This window comes from Rhodophyticola sp. SM2404, from assembly GCF_053570515.1.
The window spans coordinates 13,139-30,563 of the sequence record NZ_JBSEDL010000003.1; the positions used below are offsets into that span (position 1 = coordinate 13,139).

Below are 17,425 nucleotides of genomic sequence, written 5' to 3' on the forward strand. Positions count from 1 at the left end.
TTATCGCCTCATTTGGTCGCTTGTTATTGGTTAACATCGTCTTGCCGCATAGATTGACCACAAGATGAAAAAAGCAAGCCAACAGAATCCCCCCAAAGATGCAACCCGCCGTCGTCGCGGGTTTGAAACCGCAGCCAAATTGGTAGCGGGTCAAATGCGCGGCCCTTTGGAGAAACGTGGCTTTGCCGAGGCTAAGCTGATCACCCATTGGGCGCAGATTGTGGGTCAGGATGTGGCTGATGTAGCGCTTCCCGTGAAGATCAGCCATGGCGCAGGCTTTGGCGGCACCCTCGTTTTGCTGACCACGGGCAGCAATGCCCCCATTCTCGAGATGCAGAAAGACCAGATACGGGACAAGGTGAATGCCTGCTACGGCTACCGCGCCGTCAGCCGCATCCAGATCACGCAAACCGCGCCAACGGGTTTTGCACAAGGTCAGGTGGCCTTTGCGGCCAAAACCAAAGCAAAACCCGAACCTGATGATGAAACCCGCGCCCGCGCCGCCGAGGCCGCGGCCCCTATTCAGAATGTTGAGTTGAAAGACGCTCTTGAACGTCTGGCACAGAACATTCTAACCAAACAGAAAGCTTAAGGAGCAGACTATGGATCGTAGATTGATATTGACGGGAATGGGGGCCACTGCCCTGACCCTTGGCGGAGTTGCTGTAACGGGGTCTTTCCCTCGGCTGTTGCCATATGGCGCGGCGCAGGCACAGGACTCCGAGGCGGGGCCTGTCGTGACGGATATGGTGCTTGGTGATCCGAATGCGCCCGTCGAGCTGATCGAATACGCCTCTTTCACCTGCCCCCATTGCGCCAGCTTCCATGCCAGCGTGATGCCGCAGCTCAAGGAAAATTACATCGAAACAGGTCAGGTGCGTCTGGTCTATCGCGAGGTTTATTTCGACCGTCCCGGCCTATGGGCGGGCTTGGTCGCGCGCTGTGCAGGCGATATGCGCTATTTCGGTGTGGTTGATATGCTCTATGAAAACCAGCGCGAATGGGTTCAGGGCGATCCCGCCACCATCGCTGGCAATCTGCGCCGCATTGGCTTGAGTGTTGGTCTGACCAATGAAGAACTGGATGCCTGCTTTAGTGATGCCGATATGGCGCAAGCCATGATCACCCATTACGAGGCCAATATGGAGGAATACCCCGTTCAGGGCACCCCGTCCTTCATCGTGGATGGCGAGCTGTATTCGAACATGAATTACGACAGCTTCGCCGAAATACTGGATGCGCGGCTGGCCGCCCAGTGACAGCGCCTCTTGCAGGTATAAAAGTCCTTGAGCTGGCGAGAGTTCTCGCCGGCCCTTGGGCGGGTCAGTCCTTGGCAGATTTGGGCGCAGAGGTCATCAAGGTCGAAGCGCCAGAGGGCGATGATACTCGCAAATGGGGGCCACCTTTTATTGAGCGCGGCGAAGATAAAACAGCCGCCTATTTCCATTCCTGCAATCGCGGCAAGAAATCGATCACGGCCGATTTCCGCAATGAACAAGACCGCGCCCGTGTTTTGAAACTGGTGGCCGAGGCCGATATCGTGATCGAGAATTTCAAGCTCGGTGGGTTGAAGAAATATGGTCTGGATTACGACAGCCTCAAGCGCATCAATCCCGGTTTGATTTATTGCTCGATCACGGGGTTCGGCCAAACCGGCCCCTATGCGCATCGCGCGGGCTATGACTACATCATCCAAGGCATGAGCGGCATCATGTCAGTGACAGGCGCGCCCGAGGGGCAGCCGCAAAAAGTGGGGGTTGCCGTCACCGATATCCTGACGGGGCTTTATTCCGTAAACGCGATTTTGGCAGCGCTTCATCTGCGCCATAGCACCGGGCAAGGCCAGCATATCGATATGAGCCTGCTGGATGTGGCCACTGCCTTTATGGCCAATCAGGCGATGAATTTCCTGACCACAGGCAAAGCGCCTGAACGGATCGGCAATGCCCATCAGAACCTCACCCCCTATCAGGTGTTTGATTGCTCCGATGGCTGGATCATCATCGCAACGGGCAATGACGGGCAATACCAACGCTTGTGCAAATTATTGGGGCTGGAAGATCTGGCCTTAGCGCCCGAGTACCTTACCAATGCCAATCGGATCGAAAACCGAGCGGAACTCACCCGCCGCCTGACCGAGGCCACACAGCAACGCAGCAAGGCGGATATGCTGGCGGCTTGCGAGGCTGAAGGCGTGCCTGCAGGGCCAATCAATGATCTTGCGGAGGTGTTTGACGACCCGCAGGTTCAAGCCCGCGACATGCAGCTTGATCTGGATGGCGTGCCTGGCGTGCGGCCACCTTTTCGCTTCTCGGATGCCGAGATTTCCCTTGATCGGCCCGCCCCTAAACTGGGCGAAGACGACTACATCACGGGGTTTTCAAAGGAATAAGTGACCGCCGCTAGGGCTGTGTCATTGGATGGCGGAATGCCCTAGCCGTTCAAAGCCTTGTCCAAAGCCGCTTCAAGCGGGGCCGCCTCGGCAATTTCCAACCTGACGGGAACTGTCAGAACCTCCCGCCGCAAAGCATCAGGCAAGCGCACGGCGTCTTTCTCGGTGGTGACCAGTTGCGCGCCGAGAAGTTTGGCCTCTCGCATCAATCGCGCCATCAAGGCGTCGGTCAGTGGTTGATGATCTGACAAGGCTTCACCGCGCACCAGCTCGGCACCAAGCCCGCGCAGGGTCGCAAAGAATTTTTCAGGATGGCCAATGCCCGCAAACGCCAAAACACGCAGTCCCGTGAAGGGGATTCCGGTTTCCAGCGGCGCAAGGCGGCCCGTCACTTGAGGCAAATCCAACATTGCACCCCATTTATCCTGAAAGGCGCGCTGCGCAGGGGCTGGCCCGATCGATACCAGCAGATCAGCCCGCTTCAGGCCACACGCAACAGGTTCACGCAATGGACCTGCGGGGATCACTGCGCCATTGCCAAAACCACGCGCCGCATCAACCACAACAATCGAGAGATCATAGGCCAGACTGGCATTTTGAAATCCGTCATCCAGCACGATCACTTCGGCACCCGCATCCACGGCGGCCCGCGCACCAGCGGCACGGTCCTTGGCAACCCATGTCGGCGCAAAGGCTGCCAGCAAGAGCGGCTCATCCCCGACTTCATCTGCCTTATGCGCGCGCTCTGAGACCTGCACGGGGCCTTCCAACGATCCGCCATAGCCACGGCTGACAACATGCGCGTTCACCCCGCGCGCTATCAACATCATCAATAATGCGATCACTGTCGGTGTCTTGCCCGTGCCGCCCGCTGTCAGGTTGCCTACACAAATCACTGGAACGCCGATCTCGGCGCGCGCGCCTTGCGACAGTTTGCGCGCCGTTCCTGCCGCATAAAGCGCCCCCAAAGGCGACAGCATCGCCGATCGAAGGCCCTTTTCTTGGTACCAGAACCGCGGGGCCTGCATCACGACGCACCCGTCTTATCAATCGTTTCCAACAGCAGGTCCAAGGCTTGGTCCGTCACCACTGCACCCACGGATGAGACCTCCCATGCCGCATTGGCCATGGCCGCTGCTTTGTCGGGGTTCATCAGATCATCCACCGCCTGCGCCAGAGTTTCCCCCCGCGAGACCAGCCGCGCCGCGCGCACATCGGTGAGCCTTTGGTAAATATCGACGAAATTGGTGATATAGGGCCCATGCAAAATGGCCGAGCCCAGCGCCGCGGGTTCAAACGGGTTATGCCCGCCAATCGGCATCAGTGAGCCCCCAACAAAACTAACAGGCGCGATCCTGTACCACAGGCCCAATTCACCCATCGTATCGGCCAGATAGACTTGGGTTTCTTTGTCGGGCAATTCCCCCGCCCCGCGGCGTGCATAGCTCCAGCCATCGGCTTGCAGCATCTCGGCCAAGCTATCGCCACGGTCAGGATGGCGCGGTGCAAGGATAAGCAAAAGACGCGGGTTTGATTTCAGCGCCAAACGATGCGCGGCCAAAACCTGCTCCTCCTCACCCTCATGGGTCGAGGCCGCAAGCCATGTCGGGCGGTTTCCCAAACGCACCACGAAACTGGCGCGAACATTTTCATCACAGGGCAACGCGGCCGCCCCTTCCTTGAGGGTACCCGTAATTTCGGTCCGCTCCACTGGCAAGCCGAGGCGGCGCAGATACATGGCCGAGACCTCATCTTGCACCTGTGCGTGCTGAAACAAACCCAACAAAGCCCGCGCAGCACCCTTCAGGAAGCGCCAACGATCAACACTCTGCTTGGAGATACGCGCATTGATCAGCAACATTGGGATGTCGCGCTTGGCGGTTTCAACCAGCAGGGAGGGCCAAAATTCGGATTCGGTCCAGACCGCAACATCAGGGCGCCAATGGTCCAGAAAGCGTTTCACAAAAACCGTGGCATCCAAGGGAATGAATTGATGGAAAGCGGCTGGTGGCAGACGGCTGGCCATGATCTCGGCCGAGGTCACGGTTCCAGTGGTGACCAGAAAATGCAGATCGGGCCGCTCTTCCGAGATGCGCCGCAGCAATTCCAGCAGCGACAGGGATTCCCCCACCGAGGCCGCATGAAACCACATTAATGGGCCATCGGGCCGCGCGCGTGAGGCAATGCCGCGACGCTCATCAAGACGGTTTGTATCTTCCTTGCCAGCCGCAAGCCGCTTGGCGAGTTTACGCTCGGCAAACCCTTCCGCATGTCGGGAAAAGGCCAGATAGGCCCAAAGTGCGGGGGACCAAGCCATCGCGCGTGCTCAGCCGATCTCTTCGGTCGAGGAGGCCGCAGCTTCTTCGTCGCGCAGGCGGTGAAGATGGGCAATGAAATAGCGCATATGCGCATTATCGACGGTGCGCTGTGCTTCGCTTTTCCAAGCGTCATAGGCCGCCTGATAATTCGGGAAAATCCCCACGATATGGATGTCGTTCACATCCTTGAATTCGGTGCGCGTCGGATCGACAAGCTCACCGCCGAAGACGAGATGGAGGCGTTGGGGCATAAGAAACCTACTGCTTTAAGGAGCGTTGGGTGCAACCTAAGGATATGGTGGAAAGGGTCAAGCGGCTGGCGCGATCCGCGCCATCAGGCGCGCGTGCAATTTAGGCGCGGCAGCCAATATGCCTGCGGTCTGGGGATGCGGGTTGTTAAAGGCAAGCGGCGCGCCCAATCGGTCGGTCACAGCCGCCCCCGCCTCGGAGGCGATCAAGGCCCCAGCGGCGATATCCCATTCCCAACTGTCGCGGAAAGTTACCATGCCGTCAAAACGCCCCTCGCCCACAAGCGCAAGGCGATAGGCCAATGACGAGCGGAACTGGCGATCAATCGCAGGCACCCCGCCTGGCCACCATTCAGCGGCAAGATTGGGTTTGGATGTGAGGATCATGGCCTCTTCATCTTCCTCTCGGGAAGACGCGGTCAAAGGCTGCTCATTTAGCCATGCTCCCCCGCCCAATGTCGCGCAATAAAGCTTGTCGGACATCGGCAGGAACACCACTGCTGCCGTCACCTGACCCTGTTCCGCAATCGCCAGAGAATGGGAAAAATCCTTGGAGCCTTCGATGAAAGCACGGGTGCCATCAATCGGATCAATGATGAAGGTTTTCTCCCGCGATTGTCGCGCATCGGTGTCGGTTGTCTCCTCCGACAACCAGCCATAATCGGGGCGAGCGCCCCCCAACTCGGCGGCAAGCATTTTGTCGATGGCAAGATCGGCCTCGGTCACAGGCCCCGCCTCATCGGGTTTATGCCAAACCTCGGGGTCACGCTTCCAATGGCGCGCGGCGATCTCACCTGCGGCATGGGCCGCATCAATCAGGAGCCGAAGATCGGCCTCATTCTCCGGCAAGTGTCATACCTTCAATCAAAAGCGACGGCACCACGCGCGACAGATGACTGCGCGCGTCATTTGCGGGCGTCATCGACATAAGCATTTCGCGCAGATTGCCTGCCACAGTGCATTCATTCACGGCATAGGCGATCTCGCCATTCTCGACCCAGAAACCCGACGCCCCGCGTGAATAATCGCCCGTCGTCGGATTGATAGAGGAGCCGATCATCGAGGTGATCAACAGCCCTGTGCCCATCTCCCTGATCAATGCCTCGCGCGATGCATTGCCTTGGGTGAGTTCCATATTGCCAGAGGCTGGCGAGGGCGGTGAGGATGTGCCGCGCGCAGCATTCGCCGTTGAGGCCATGCCCAGTTTGCGCCCCGTGGCCAGATCAAGCGTCCAGCTTTGCAACACGCCATCCTCGACCAGCAAACGCCGTTCGGTCTGAAGGCCCTCAGCATCAAATGGCTTGGAGCCCGATACACGCGGGCGGCGTGGGTCTTCGATCAGGTGCAGGCCTTTTGGTAGAACCTGCTCACCCATCGCATCGCGCAACCAAGAGGAGCCGCGCATGATCGAGGCACCATTGATCGCGGCCAGCAAATGACCAACCATCGAGGATGAAATCCGCTCGTCAAACAGAACAGGATAGGCACCTGTTTTTGGTTTGCGGGCACCTGAGCGCGCAATGGTGCGTTCAGCGGCGATGCGCCCGATTTCCTCGGGGCTTATCAGATCAGCGCGGTGATTTCGGCCATCGCCGAAATAATCCCGCTCCATCTGGGTGCCTTCGCCCGTAATGGCCACGCAAGAGACCCCGTGATCGGTGCGGGCATAGCCACCTGAAAACCCGTTGCTGGCCGCCAGATGAACCTGACGGCGGCCATAACCCGCTGCGGCCGATTGCACCTGCGAGATGCCCTGAACCGCCAAAGCGGCAGCCTCCGCACGCCGTGCGACCTCTTCCAACTCGCTTGGGTTGGGCTCAGGGTTGGGGTCGGCCATATCCAGCGGGCTTGCATCACGGTCGCTTGCCAATTGGGCGGGGTCTGCCAATCCGATGGACGGGTCTTCAGGCGCAAGGCGGGCCATAGTCACAGCGCGTTCGGCCATTTCGGCAATCGTCTCGGGCCGCGTATCAGAGGCCGAGACACAGGCCTGCCGCTTCCCGATGAGAACACGCAGGCCAATCTCGGTGCCCTCGGAACGCTCGGCCTGTTCCAAGCTGCCCGCCCGCACATCAATAGAGAGCGACGTGCCCGTCACCGCAATCGCATCGGCATCATCCGCGCCTGCGCGTTTGGCCGCGTCAATCAGGGCATGGGTAAGCGTGTCGAGGGGAACAGTCATCGGCCAATCCTTTAAGGAACTGAACCTGACCTAGTCCGCCATGGCCCTTGGTGCAAGATGCCCTACACCAAACCCTTCCTATCGCAGGGGAAAACCATTCGCTGTGATGCCCCCATCTTGGGTGAACTCGATTGTCGATTCCAATGTATCTGGCCCCGCACCGGGACTGGCGAACATGGCCGAGACACCGCGCGCCATGGCCGCCTGTTCTGCAGGCAGAAAACCCGCCGCTGTCAGACGGTCCAACAAACCGAACAGGCCTGATGCCGTCAGATCGATCTGACCAATCGGCATGGGAACAAGCTGTCCGGGCGTGAACATAACCTGCCCCGCACCAGCAAGGCTTGCGCCAGCCGCCGATAGTGTCAATTCGTTCAATTGGGCCGAGCGCAACTCGCCTGGAGGGCCTTGCATTGTCTCAGGGTCAACCGCGAGAAGGCTTTGGAACATCTGCACCTCACCCGTCAGATCGACCGTCAGGGTGGCGGGATCACGCGGGATATTGCGACCAGGATCAAAGGCATCCCACAGATCATCCCCAAGGATCAGATCCTGATAATCAATGCGGAGCGCCATTTCATTGGGTTCGGGCAGGGCCTCGATTGGAAGGGTCAGGCTGAACTCGGATGATGCCGCCGATACGCTGATCGGAGCGGGCAGATCAGAGCCAGACATCTGGATGCTCGGGCTTTGGGTCGACATGCCCAACTGCATCCCGCCATCGGCAAAGGCCATCGTCACATCACCACCCTCGTTCGACCCGTTCGAGGTCAGGGTCGTGCCGCCATCAAGCACCAGCATCTGGTAACTGCCCGAGGCATAGCTGCCATCCAGCCGCATCATCAGGTTTTCGGGCACAGCATTCGGGTCGAATTGGGCAAATCTGGCGTAAGACTCCATATCGATTCCCCCCTCATTCGAGAGGTCTTGGACCGCAAAATTAAACGAGATGTTTGTGCCGCCCCCAATCACCGAAAGAGCCCCCGACAGCGCTTGCGTTGTGCCAGAAAAGCCAAGCTCGGCGGTCTCGCTCTGCGCATCCGATAAACGATATTGCGCGGTGGAATTGGTCATATTCATCGAGAGGGTAATATCCTCCTCAATGCCTTGCGGGCCATCAAGCGGTGCCATGGTCAAAACCAGCAAGGGCGCGTCATAATCGTAAAGCCTGTCATCACCGTCTTGCGAGACAGTCATTGTGGCGCTGGACATGCCGCTGATCGTCATCTCCAAATCAGCAGCCGCTGCATTGGGCAAAGGCAAAGGTGCATCGCCCGCCTTCGGAGGAAGACCACCACTGGAGGAGACTTCGGCCGATGTAATGATGGTATAGGTGTCAGAGAAGGCCACCGACACAGTGCCATCGCCGTTTTCCGTCATGGTGATTTCATCAATGCTGGAGGTCGAGGTGACACCTTGCTGGATTGCAGTCGAGGTGACGCCCGAAATGGTCAACCCGCTTCCTGTTTCCTGAACGGATGCCGCCTCAACCTGCTGACCGATGGTTTCATTAAAGCTCTGCCATTCCGCCCAAAGCTCCTGCGCGGTAAGTTCAGCCAGCGCGGGCGCGCCCATGAAAAGCGTTGCGGTCGACATATACAAAACGAATAACTTGGGCTGGGGCATAACTGACTTTCCATCGAAGAAATTTAAGGCAATGTTTGACGCCAAGGCGCTGCGGGTCAAGGGAAGCTTTGGCTGAAGCGCAATTGTGAACTCTTTGCTTCACATTGATCAAAAAGGAACGGCGATATGGCTGGCAAGATAGATCTCACCGGAAAAACTGTGGTCATCACGGGCGCAAGCCGAGGTATCGGAGAGGCCGCTGCACGCATATTTGCACGCGCTGGTGCCAATATTGCGCTGCTTGCGCGGTCACGCGAGGCGATTGCCGATCTGGCGGGCGAAATTGGCGAAAAAGCGCTCGCCATTCCTTGCGATGTCAGCCGCTATTGGGAGGTCGAGGCCGCGATGAACGCCACGAAAGAGGCCTTCGGCAGCATCGATATCGTGATCAATAATGCAGGCGTGATTGATCCGATTACGCATATCGGCGATGCCGATCCCGAAGCTTGGGGGCAGGTGATCGATATCAATATCAAAGGCGTTTTTAACGGCATCCATGCCGCCCTTCCGAGCATGCTCGACCAAGGTGGCGGCACCATTATCACGATCAGTTCGGGCGCAGCCCATAACCCGCTAGAAGCATGGAGCGCCTATTGCACCTCCAAGGCGGGAGCGGCGATGCTGACAGATTGTCTTCATAAGGAATATGCTTCGAAAGGCATCCGTGCGATGGGTCTGTCGCCTGGAACCGTTGCCACGGATATGCAGCGCGACATCAAGGCCTCGGGCATCAACCCTGTCAGCCAATTGGATTGGGAGGTGCATATTCCCGCCGAATGGCCTGCGGAATGCTTGCTCTGGATGTGCAGCGCGGATGCGGATGGCCTCGTTGGAACCGAACTCTCGTTGCGCGATGAAAACCTCCGCCGCCGTATTGGGTTGATCGAATGATCCGTCTGGACCGTGAAGATGGGCTTTGGATTGTCACGCTGGATCGGCCTGATAAGGCGAATTCCCTAACTACCGCGATGCTGGAAGAGCTGTCCCAGATTGCCGAAGATGCCCAGACAGATCACGCGATCCGCGCCATGATTCTGACGGGATCAGGCGCGCGCGTATTCAGTGCAGGGGCCGATCTGGAAGAAGCGCATGCGGGGCTTGCGACCTCACCCTTGTGGGAAAGGCTCTCGGGCGCGATTGCAAGCCTGCCTTGCCTCACGATTGCCGCGCTCAACGGCACTTTGGCGGGCGGGGCCTTTGGCATGGCACTGGCCTGCGACCTGCGGATTGCTGTGCCACAGGCGCGGTTTTTCTACCCCGTGGCCAAGCTCGGCTTTTTGCCACAACCCTCTGATCCCGGCCGCATGTCCGCCCTGATCGGTCCTGCGCGCACGAAATTGATCCTGCTTGGCGGTCAGAAGATTACGGCTGAAGACGCGCTGTCTTTCGGGTTGATCGAATGTATTCTTGAGCCTGATGACCTGTTGGAGCATGCCAAATCACTCGCGGCGGATGCGCTGGCAGGCAAATCCAAGGTGCTCCGCGGGATCAAAACGCTTTGTAGCTAGCGGTTCTTCCATGCCCGCCTGCCACCGGATGTTTTGGAATGAAACTCGGGCGGGCGCTTGCTGATCCATTTGATGAATGTCGCAAGCCTTGGATGGGCACGCAGCGCATCGACGTTGTTATAGCTGCGCGCAAGCTCGGCCTCAGACAGTGTTGCATGGATTTCATTATGACAGATCTGATGCAACAAGACTGTAGGCCCCCCTTTGCCGCCGCGCAGCTTGGGGATCAGGTGATGCAGGCTTTGCTTCGCCTCGGGGGGGATGGGGCGGTGGCAAAAGGGGCAAATCGGGTCTGTGTCAGGGCTCATGGCTTGCGTCTTTGGCTGCGCTCAGGCCAAGAGGGTGGTGGGAATTGAACAAAAGGCAAGGGCCGTTGAGCGAAACAGCAGAGCTCATTGATGCATTGGTGATCGGCGCAGGCCCTGCGGGCTTGATGGCTGCAAGCGAATTGGCGCGCGCAGGGCGGCGGGTTGTGATCACCGAAGCAAAACCATCGGTTGGGCGCAAATTCCTGATGGCTGGCAAATCGGGACTGAACCTGACCAAGGATGAGGGTTTCGAGGTCTTTCTCGCCAGCTATATGGAGGCCGCCGAACCTCTTCGCCCGATGCTGGAGGCCTTCCCTCCAGAGGCCGTGCAAGATTGGGCGCGTGCCCTTGGCCAAGAAGTGTTCACTGGAACGTCCAAGCGCGTCTTTCCCAAGGCGATGAAAGCCTCGCCCTTGCTGCGGGCTTGGATGCAAGACCTCAATGTCGAAACCCGCACCCGCTGGCGCTGGACTGGATGGCATGCCGATGCTTTCCGCTTTGACACACCAGATGGCACCCGCCTGATCCAGCCAAAAGTCACCGTGCTGGCCTTGGGTGGCGGCAGTTGGGCAAGGCTTGGCTCGGATGGCGCTTGGGTGGAATGGCTGGCGCAAAAAGGAGTGCCGGTTGCCCCGTTCAAGCCTGCGAATATGGGTTTTCAAGTTGCGTGGTCTAATCATATGGCAGCGCATCTCGGCCAGCCCATAAAATCCGTCACCCTGATCGCGGGTGAGCACAGGGTCAGTGGCGAATTTGTCCTGTCATCGCGAGGGATTGAGGGCGGCGGCATCTATGCCGTTTCCAAAGCGCTGCGCGAGGGGGCTGATCTGGCGCTTGATCTTTTACCGCAATTGGAAGTCGCGCAGATTGTTGCAAAGCTTGGCGGTGCCAAAGCCAAGGAAACCCTGTCAAACCGCCTGCGCAAACGACTTGGGCTTTCAGGGGCGAAACTCGCTCTTGTCATGGAATTCGGGCGGCCCTTGCCTGCTGATGATCGCACCTTGGCCGAACGCCTCAAAGCACTGCCTATTGCGCACCAAGGCCCCCGCCCGATGGATGAGGCGATCTCGACCGCCGGCGGTGTCACATGGGATGCGCTGGATGAACACCTAATGCTGCGCGCCTTGCCCAATGTCTTTTGTGCAGGCGAGATGCTGGATTGGGAAGCGCCGACAGGTGGCTATCTTCTATCTGCCTGTTTTGCCACTGGCGCTTGGGCAGGGCGCGCGGCCGCACAGTTCAAGGCTTAAGCAAAGGGGCGGAAAACAGGGCTGGAGCAGGCCCAATACAGGCCGCAAAACTTCCCTTATCGTCCGCGCGGCATCATCGCCAAACGGATCAGCGCACGTTCCATCAAGGCCATTTGTGGTGCCTGCTGGCTGGAGCGAAGCTGCAAATCGGTATCTACCAAAAGACGCAAAGCATCTTCCAGCCGATACAGCCCCCAAGCCTGCGCCTGCCGCGACATGCGATCTCGGCGGGGGCCGAAAACGGGTGGGCGCATCGCCATCAAACCCGCGACAGGGCCATTTGGATGGGCAGCGGCAGCGTGCAAAGCCCGAAAATGGCGCAATGCCGCAATGCAAAGCCCCACGGGCTGGGTGCCTTGGCCACCCAGTTTCGCCACCAAAGGCCCGATTGCGCCCGCCTGCGCTTCGGCGGCGGCATGCAGGATATCATCAATCTCGGCCTCAATGGTTGCAGGCGCGCAGGCCGCAACATCCTCAGAGGTCACAGGCGTGGTGTCGTCCAACTTGAACAGCGCCAGCTTCTCGACCGTCTGGCGAAAATCACCTGGATCAAGGGCTTGCGCCAGCGATGTCAGATCGGCCATTGCCGTGCGGTCAATCTCGGCCACGCCTGCGTTTTTCAGATCGGCCTCGATTTCGTCACGGCTTGGCGGATCATCATAAATGCCAACGGCATATGCGCGCTTATGAGTCTCGAACAATTTCCGAAGCGCAGATTTCGCGGTTAATTGCTTGGCAGTCACGATGATCTGCGCATCCCCTTCGGACCATTCTTCAAGCGCTGCCTTGATCACAGGGGCCAGACCGTCAGCGGCGTCTTCGACAAAAACAGCGCGCGCGCCGGGAAAAAAGCCTGTCGCCTTGATCGCATCAATCAATCCAGCAGGGTCCGAGCGCAGATCCCCCGCAGGAATACGGGCAAGACGCATCTCGCTATCTGCATTCTCTCCCAGCAGGTTCTGCAAAAGATCCTGCCGCTTGATCGCCACCCGCATCGCATCCGCGCCATAGATCAAACAGCCCGTGGCAGATTGATCAGGACGCTTAAAATACACATTTGCGTCGCGGGTAGAGAGCTTCATATCTGGCTTCGATCAGATGACGACATTGATGATACGCCCCGGCACAACGATGAGCTTCTTGGGCGCACGGCCTTCCAGCGCCTTTTGAACAGCCTCATCCGCAAGCGCGATTTTTTCAACCTCTTCCTTTGACGCCTCCTTGGAGACGGTCACTTCGGAACGGCGTTTGCCATTGATCTGGATCGGCAGGGTCACCGTATCCTCAACCAGCATGGCCTCATCCGCCACGGGCCAAGGGGCTTTTGCAACCAACCCCTCGCCGCCTTGATGCGCCCAGATATCTTCAGCCAGATGCGGCGTCATCGGCGACATCAATTGCGCCAAGACCATCAAGGCCTCACGCTGGACGGCATGGCTGGCCTTGGATTTGCTCAAGACATTGGTGAAGCCGTAAAGCTTTGCAATCGCTGCATTAAAGCCAAAGCTTTCGATCCCGTTCGTGACATCCACGATCGCACGATGCATGGCGCGCAGCAGCTCGTCATCCCCCTCGCCCGCAGCGGCTTTATCCATTTGGGAAATGCGGTCACACAGCATCCAGACACGGCCCAGATGCTTGAACGCAGCCTCAGCGCCTGAGGCCGTCCATTCCACATCCCGCTCGGGAGGGCTGTCGGACAACACGAACCAACGCGCGGTATCAGCGCCGTATTGCGCAATGATATTGACGGGATCGACCACATTTTTCTTGGATTTCGACATTTTGGCCGAAGGGATGATCTCCACTTCTGTGCCGTCCTTGGTAAAGCCCTTGCCGTCGCGCAGCTCCACATCCTCGGGGAAGTGATAAACGGGGCGGTCCTTGGCATCGCGGGTTTGGAAAATCGCGTGGGTCACCATGCCTTGTGTGAACAGGGCATTGAACGGCTCCTTCGCGGTTTCGGGCAAATGGCCTGTGACCTGCATCGCGCGCGCAAAGAAGCGCGAGTAAAGCAGGTGCAAGATCGCATGCTCGATACCGCCGATGTATTGGTCCACATTCATCCAATACTCCGCGTCCTCAGCCACAGTCGGCGTCGAGGCGCGCGGCGAGGTGAAGCGCGCATAATACCAAGAGCTATCCACGAAGGTGTCCATCGTGTCCGTCTCGCGCAGCGCATCGGCACCGCAGGCAGGGCAAATGCAATTGCGCCATGTCGGATGGCGATCAAGCGGATTGCCCGGAATGTCGAGGGTGACATCCTTGGGCAATTCAATCGGCAGGTTTTCCTTTTTCTCGGGAACCACACCACAAGCATCACAATGAACAACGGGAATCGGACAGCCCCAGTAACGTTGGCGGCTCAACCCCCAATCGCGCAGGCGGAATTTCGTGACGCCTTGGCCAACACCATTGGCTTCACAAAAGGCGATGGCCGCGTCGATACCATCGGCCCCCGTCTGCATGTCCTCGCCTGCGAAGCCTTTGACGTAATGTACCTTTTCGGTCTTTGGCGGCACATAGGCCTCGCCACCCTCCTCGGGCGCGGTGAAGCCTTCATCAGGTTTTGCGGGCGCATAGGTGGAGGCGACGGGCAGCTCATACTTCCGCGCGAAATCGAGGTCGCGCTGGTCATGCGCGGGGCAGCCAAAAATCGCGCCTGTGCCGTAATCCATCAGGATGAAATTGGCGATATAGACGGGTAATTCCCAAGCCGTGTCAAAGGGGTGGCGTACCGTCAGGCCTGTATCGAACCCCATTTTTTCGGCTTTCTCCAGCGCCTCTGCCGTTGTGCCACCCTTGCGACACTCGGCACAGAATTCCGCGATCTCAGGGCGTTCTGCTTCCAGCTCCTTGGCCAAAGGATGATCGGGCGAGATGCCCACAAAACTTGCACCCATCAGCGTATCGGGCCGCGTTGTATAGACTTCGATCCGATCATGGCCGCCCACGGCTTCGGTCAGGCCAAAGCCGAATTGCAGACCGCGCGACTTGCCGATCCAATTGGCCTGCATCAGGCGCACTTTTTCGGGCCAGTCATCCAGACCGTCCAGCGCTGTTAGCAGCTCATCCGCCATATCTGAGATTTTGAAGAACCATTGGGTCAACTCGCGCCGCTCCACCTCAGCGCCCGAGCGCCAACCCTTCCCGTCAATCACCTGTTCATTGGCGAGAACGGTCATATCCTCGGGGTCCCAATTGACCACGGCGTTCTTGCGATAGACGAGGCCCGTTTCCAACATATCAAGGAAAAGCGCCTGTTGCTGGCCGTAATATTCGGGATCGCAGGTGGCAAACTCGCGGCTCCAATCGATGGATAAGCCCAAAGGCTTCATTTGGCCGCGCATGATATCGATATTCTGATAGGTCCAATCACCCGGATGTCCGCCATTTTCCATGGCGGCATTCTCGGCAGGCATACCGAACGCGTCCCAGCCCATCGGGTGCAACACATTATGGCCCGTGCTTGCCTTATAGCGGGCAATCACGTCGCCCATGGTGTAGTTGCGGACATGCCCGATATGGATACGGCCCGATGGATAGGGGAACATCTCCAGCACGTAGTATTTCGGGCGGCTTTCATCGCGTTTGGCGAGGAAGACTTCAGCATCATCCCATGCTTTTTGCCATTTCGGCTCGATGGTGCTTGGCTCATAGCGGGACATATCAATTCCTCTCGGGTCGTCTGGTAGAACGAAAAACGCCGGGCATTTGCCCGGCGTGTGTTTAAGCCTGCTCTCGCGCGGGGTCTAGAGGCCAGCGTCGCGGATACGGAGCTGGCGCGCACGCGTCAGGATGGCATCTTCGACTTGGCGCGATGTCTCGCGGTTCACGGCACCGCCACGTGTTGCCAACGCAACGCGAAGCGATCGTGCATCAAGCGCAGGGTCCTGCACATAAACAGTGGCGCGGTATGCGCGCCCGCCGCCAGGCGGTGTGCCGTATCCATATACAATCACACCAGAAAACGGATCAGCCGCCTCAATGGGCATGAAGTCCAGAATCTCGAGCGAGGCGTTCCACAGGTAGCGGTTTACCTCCACGGTGACATTGGGATCATCGGCATTGGTGAACAAGTCGAACAGCGTTTCACGATTGGGGTCTGGCAAGACACCGTTCGCGATCATCTGCTCCTCTGTCTCGGCCGTCATTTCACCACCGAACGAGTCGCCAAACCTCCCACATGCACCAAGTGTAAAGCTCGTCACACCCAAAGCGCAGACCAATACGAGCCCTGAAATCTTCATATCGTGCTGCCCCTCTTATTCTCAGCATTCACGCAGCCTTGGTAGCCTAGCCCCCGAAAAGCGGCAAGGCCCTAGATATAGAGGCCGAAAAATCGACTGTGACATGTCTGCACCATCCTGGCTGGAACATCAGGACGGGTTGTTCAGCTTTCTTGCAATCAAACCGTGGAAGTAAGAGAGAAAGGCATACTCAATTCGGACTTCCCCGTGTTGAGGTAACAAATTTAATCAATTCGAGGGAAAAACCATGAAAAAGGTTCTCTTCGCTACTACTGCTCTGGTAGCCACTGCTGGCGTAGCCCAGGCAGATATCACCATCACTGGTGGCGGTAACGCAGGTGTTCGTGACACTGGTGTTGCTGGTCAAGACCCATTCGTTCACACCGAGCTGGACTTCAACGTTGTTGGTACAACAACCACTGACGGTGGCGTAACAGTTAGCGCATCCATCGACCTCGACTCGGAGCAGTCCGGCCCAGCCGCCGCTGACACCAACTCGATCGGCGATGCAGAAGTAAGCGTGTCTGGCACTTTCGGCACCGTATCCTTCGGTAACCTCGACCCAGCAAACGACTTCGGCATGTCCGACATCGGTTTTGACGGCATCGGCATCGATAATGTTGCAGAGGTTGACCTGAACTCTTCCGCAGACATGTCCTACGCATACTCGTTCGGCGATTTCGGTGTGACCATTTCGGGCAACTCCGTAAACGATGACATGGCAGTAGCGTTCAACTACGCAGTTGCTGGTGCAGACATCACTCTCGGCTACGGCAAAGAAGATGCAACTGGCGACGAGACCACACAGTTGTTGGTTAAGTACGGCATCTCCGACGTATCCCTGCAGCTCTTCATCCAGCAGGTTTCGGTAGCAACTGGCAACGACACAGACTCCTACGGTCTGCACGCTGCTTACGCTGTAAACGATGCGCTGACTCTCTCCGCTGCTTACGCAAGCTCCGAGACAGGCACAGTAGAAACTGACGCGTTTGGCGTTGGCTTCAGCTACGGCCTCGGTGGCGGTGTTTCCGTTGCAGGTGGTGTTGGCGAGAATGCTGCTGACAACACTGTAATGGATCTCGGCATCAACTTCTCTTTCTAATCCTAACGGATCATAGAGAATACGAGAGAGCGGGCCTTGTGCCCGCTCTTTTCTTTTGCACGAGGGGGCGTTTCGCCCTGAATATATATGCTTGAAAGCCAGTCCTCCGGTTAGTCAGGTCAAAATATCGGACTAATCACAGAACACCGCGCCAGCTCTGGCCGATGAAGAATGTCTAAGTCAATGTATTTCGAACGGCTCAGACAGGCGGTTTCTTAGCGGTGCGCGGTTTCCAAGCAGG

17 protein-coding genes are annotated in these 17,425 nt (G+C 58.0%); 7 read left to right on the plus strand and 10 right to left on the minus strand.

Features of this window, described 5'->3' with window-relative positions:
• Positions 1–64: 64 nt before the first annotated feature.
• From ACTYEO_RS05300 to ACTYEO_RS05310, 3 genes are read left to right on the plus strand one after another with little or no spacing between them, the layout of a single operon-like run.
• Positions 65–592 (plus strand): DUF721 domain-containing protein, encoded by a 528-nt coding sequence (locus ACTYEO_RS05300; protein ID WP_449322679.1) that lies wholly within the window; start codon positions 65–67, stop codon positions 590–592.
• A gap of 10 nt (positions 593–602) precedes the next feature.
• Positions 603–1,259 (plus strand): DsbA family protein, encoded by a 657-nt coding sequence (locus ACTYEO_RS05305; protein ID WP_449322680.1) that lies wholly within the window; start codon positions 603–605, stop codon positions 1,257–1,259.
• Positions 1,256–2,392: a CaiB/BaiF CoA transferase family protein gene (locus ACTYEO_RS05310; RefSeq protein WP_449322681.1), complete on the plus strand. Its 1,137-nt coding sequence runs from the start codon at positions 1,256–1,258 to the stop codon at positions 2,390–2,392. The genes ACTYEO_RS05305 and ACTYEO_RS05310 overlap by 4 nt, the downstream gene beginning before the upstream one ends.
• 41 nt (positions 2,393–2,433) lie before the next feature.
• Here ACTYEO_RS05310 and lpxK read toward each other — a convergent pair whose 3' ends face one another.
• The 6 genes from lpxK to ACTYEO_RS05340 all read right to left on the minus strand — a co-directional run bounded on the left by lpxK (position 2,434) and on the right by ACTYEO_RS05340 (position 8,766).
• A complete protein-coding gene (lpxK, locus tag ACTYEO_RS05315; protein WP_449322995.1) occupies positions 2,434–3,420 on the minus strand; it encodes a tetraacyldisaccharide 4'-kinase in 987 nt (328 codons plus the stop codon).
• The gene (locus ACTYEO_RS05320; protein WP_449322682.1) at positions 3,420–4,709 is read right to left on the minus strand and encodes a 3-deoxy-D-manno-octulosonic acid transferase; all 1,290 of its coding nucleotides are present in this window, start codon (positions 4,707–4,709) and stop codon (positions 3,420–3,422) included. Before ACTYEO_RS05320 ends, lpxK begins: the two co-directional genes overlap by 1 nt.
• Positions 4,710–4,718: 9 nt before the next feature.
• The gene (locus tag ACTYEO_RS05325) at positions 4,719–4,961 is read right to left on the minus strand and encodes a DUF4170 domain-containing protein (RefSeq protein WP_449322683.1); all 243 of its coding nucleotides are present in this window, start codon (positions 4,959–4,961) and stop codon (positions 4,719–4,721) included.
• 57 nt (positions 4,962–5,018) lie between these two features.
• Positions 5,019–5,807 carry an inositol monophosphatase family protein gene (locus ACTYEO_RS05330; RefSeq protein WP_449322684.1) on the minus strand — a complete coding sequence of 263 codons (789 nt, stop codon included), beginning with the start codon at positions 5,805–5,807 and terminating at the stop codon, positions 5,019–5,021.
• Entirely contained in the window at positions 5,794–7,140 is a 1,347-nt protein-coding gene (locus ACTYEO_RS05335) for a TldD/PmbA family protein (protein ID WP_449322685.1), read from the minus strand. The genes ACTYEO_RS05330 and ACTYEO_RS05335 overlap by 14 nt, the downstream gene beginning before the upstream one ends.
• A gap of 78 nt (positions 7,141–7,218) precedes the next feature.
• Positions 7,219–8,766 carry a DUF2125 domain-containing protein gene (locus ACTYEO_RS05340; protein ID WP_449322686.1) on the minus strand — a complete coding sequence of 516 codons (1,548 nt, stop codon included), beginning with the start codon at positions 8,764–8,766 and terminating at the stop codon, positions 7,219–7,221.
• 138 nt (positions 8,767–8,904) lie between these two features.
• Here ACTYEO_RS05340 and ACTYEO_RS05345 point away from each other — a divergent pair, with 138 nt between their 5' ends.
• Both ACTYEO_RS05345 and ACTYEO_RS05350 read left to right on the plus strand, forming a co-directional pair.
• Complete coding sequence (locus tag ACTYEO_RS05345; RefSeq protein ID WP_449322996.1) at positions 8,905–9,657, plus strand: SDR family oxidoreductase; 753 nt, start codon at positions 8,905–8,907, stop codon at positions 9,655–9,657.
• Complete coding sequence (locus ACTYEO_RS05350) at positions 9,654–10,274, plus strand: enoyl-CoA hydratase/isomerase family protein (protein WP_449322687.1); 621 nt, start codon at positions 9,654–9,656, stop codon at positions 10,272–10,274. Before ACTYEO_RS05345 ends, ACTYEO_RS05350 begins: the two co-directional genes overlap by 4 nt.
• Here the strand turns inward: ACTYEO_RS05350 and ACTYEO_RS05355 are convergent.
• Positions 10,271–10,582 (minus strand): HNH endonuclease, encoded by a 312-nt coding sequence (locus ACTYEO_RS05355; RefSeq protein ID WP_449322688.1) that lies wholly within the window; start codon positions 10,580–10,582, stop codon positions 10,271–10,273. The genes ACTYEO_RS05350 and ACTYEO_RS05355 overlap by 4 nt on opposite strands.
• A gap of 86 nt (positions 10,583–10,668) precedes the next feature.
• On the opposite strand from ACTYEO_RS05355, the gene ACTYEO_RS05360 reads away from it, so the two are divergent.
• A complete protein-coding gene (locus tag ACTYEO_RS05360; protein ID WP_449322997.1) occupies positions 10,669–11,832 on the plus strand; it encodes a TIGR03862 family flavoprotein in 1,164 nt (387 codons plus the stop codon).
• Positions 11,833–11,888: 56 nt separating this feature from the next.
• On the opposite strand, the gene holA is transcribed toward ACTYEO_RS05360, so the two are convergent.
• The 3 genes from holA to ACTYEO_RS05375 form a co-directional block, all read right to left on the minus strand.
• A complete protein-coding gene (holA, locus tag ACTYEO_RS05365) occupies positions 11,889–12,914 on the minus strand; it encodes a DNA polymerase III subunit delta (RefSeq protein WP_449322689.1) in 1,026 nt (341 codons plus the stop codon).
• A gap of 12 nt (positions 12,915–12,926) precedes the next feature.
• Entirely contained in the window at positions 12,927–15,500 is a 2,574-nt protein-coding gene (gene leuS, locus ACTYEO_RS05370; RefSeq protein ID WP_449322690.1) for a leucine--tRNA ligase, read from the minus strand.
• Between the two features lie 84 nt (positions 15,501–15,584).
• Positions 15,585–15,986, minus strand: a complete 402-nt coding sequence (locus tag ACTYEO_RS05375) for a DUF3576 domain-containing protein (RefSeq protein WP_449322998.1) — start codon at positions 15,984–15,986, stop codon at positions 15,585–15,587.
• Positions 15,987–16,329: 343 nt separating this feature from the next.
• Between ACTYEO_RS05375 and ACTYEO_RS05380 the strand changes: the two genes are divergently transcribed.
• Positions 16,330–17,184 carry a porin gene (locus ACTYEO_RS05380; RefSeq protein WP_449322691.1) on the plus strand — a complete coding sequence of 285 codons (855 nt, stop codon included), beginning with the start codon at positions 16,330–16,332 and terminating at the stop codon, positions 17,182–17,184.
• Positions 17,185–17,425 lie beyond the last annotated feature (241 nt).

What these genes read in the sequence shown, in the direction of transcription:
- ACTYEO_RS05300 (WP_449322679.1), top strand. Translation starts at nt 65, where the DNA reads ATGAAAAAAGCAAGCCAACAGAATCCCCCCAAAGATGCAACCCGCCGT.
- ACTYEO_RS05305 (WP_449322680.1), top strand. Translation starts at nt 603, where the DNA reads ATGGATCGTAGATTGATATTGACGGGAATGGGGGCCACTGCCCTGACC.
- lpxK (WP_449322995.1), bottom strand. Translation starts at nt 3,420, where the DNA reads ATGCAGGCCCCGCGGTTCTGGTACCAAGAAAAGGGCCTTCGATCGGCG.
- ACTYEO_RS05320 (WP_449322682.1), bottom strand. Translation starts at nt 4,709, where the DNA reads ATGGCTTGGTCCCCCGCACTTTGGGCCTATCTGGCCTTTTCCCGACAT.
- ACTYEO_RS05325 (WP_449322683.1), bottom strand. Translation starts at nt 4,961, where the DNA reads ATGCCCCAACGCCTCCATCTCGTCTTCGGCGGTGAGCTTGTCGATCCG.
- ACTYEO_RS05335 (WP_449322685.1), bottom strand. Translation starts at nt 7,140, where the DNA reads ATGACTGTTCCCCTCGACACGCTTACCCATGCCCTGATTGACGCGGCC.
- ACTYEO_RS05340 (WP_449322686.1), bottom strand. Translation starts at nt 8,766, where the DNA reads ATGCCCCAGCCCAAGTTATTCGTTTTGTATATGTCGACCGCAACGCTT.
- ACTYEO_RS05350 (WP_449322687.1), top strand. Translation starts at nt 9,654, where the DNA reads ATGATCCGTCTGGACCGTGAAGATGGGCTTTGGATTGTCACGCTGGAT.
- ACTYEO_RS05355 (WP_449322688.1), bottom strand. Translation starts at nt 10,582, where the DNA reads ATGAGCCCTGACACAGACCCGATTTGCCCCTTTTGCCACCGCCCCATC.
- holA (WP_449322689.1), bottom strand. Translation starts at nt 12,914, where the DNA reads ATGAAGCTCTCTACCCGCGACGCAAATGTGTATTTTAAGCGTCCTGAT.
- leuS (WP_449322690.1), bottom strand. Translation starts at nt 15,500, where the DNA reads ATGTCCCGCTATGAGCCAAGCACCATCGAGCCGAAATGGCAAAAAGCA.
- ACTYEO_RS05375 (WP_449322998.1), bottom strand. Translation starts at nt 15,986, where the DNA reads ATGACGGCCGAGACAGAGGAGCAGATGATCGCGAACGGTGTCTTGCCA.
- ACTYEO_RS05380 (WP_449322691.1), top strand. Translation starts at nt 16,330, where the DNA reads ATGAAAAAGGTTCTCTTCGCTACTACTGCTCTGGTAGCCACTGCTGGC.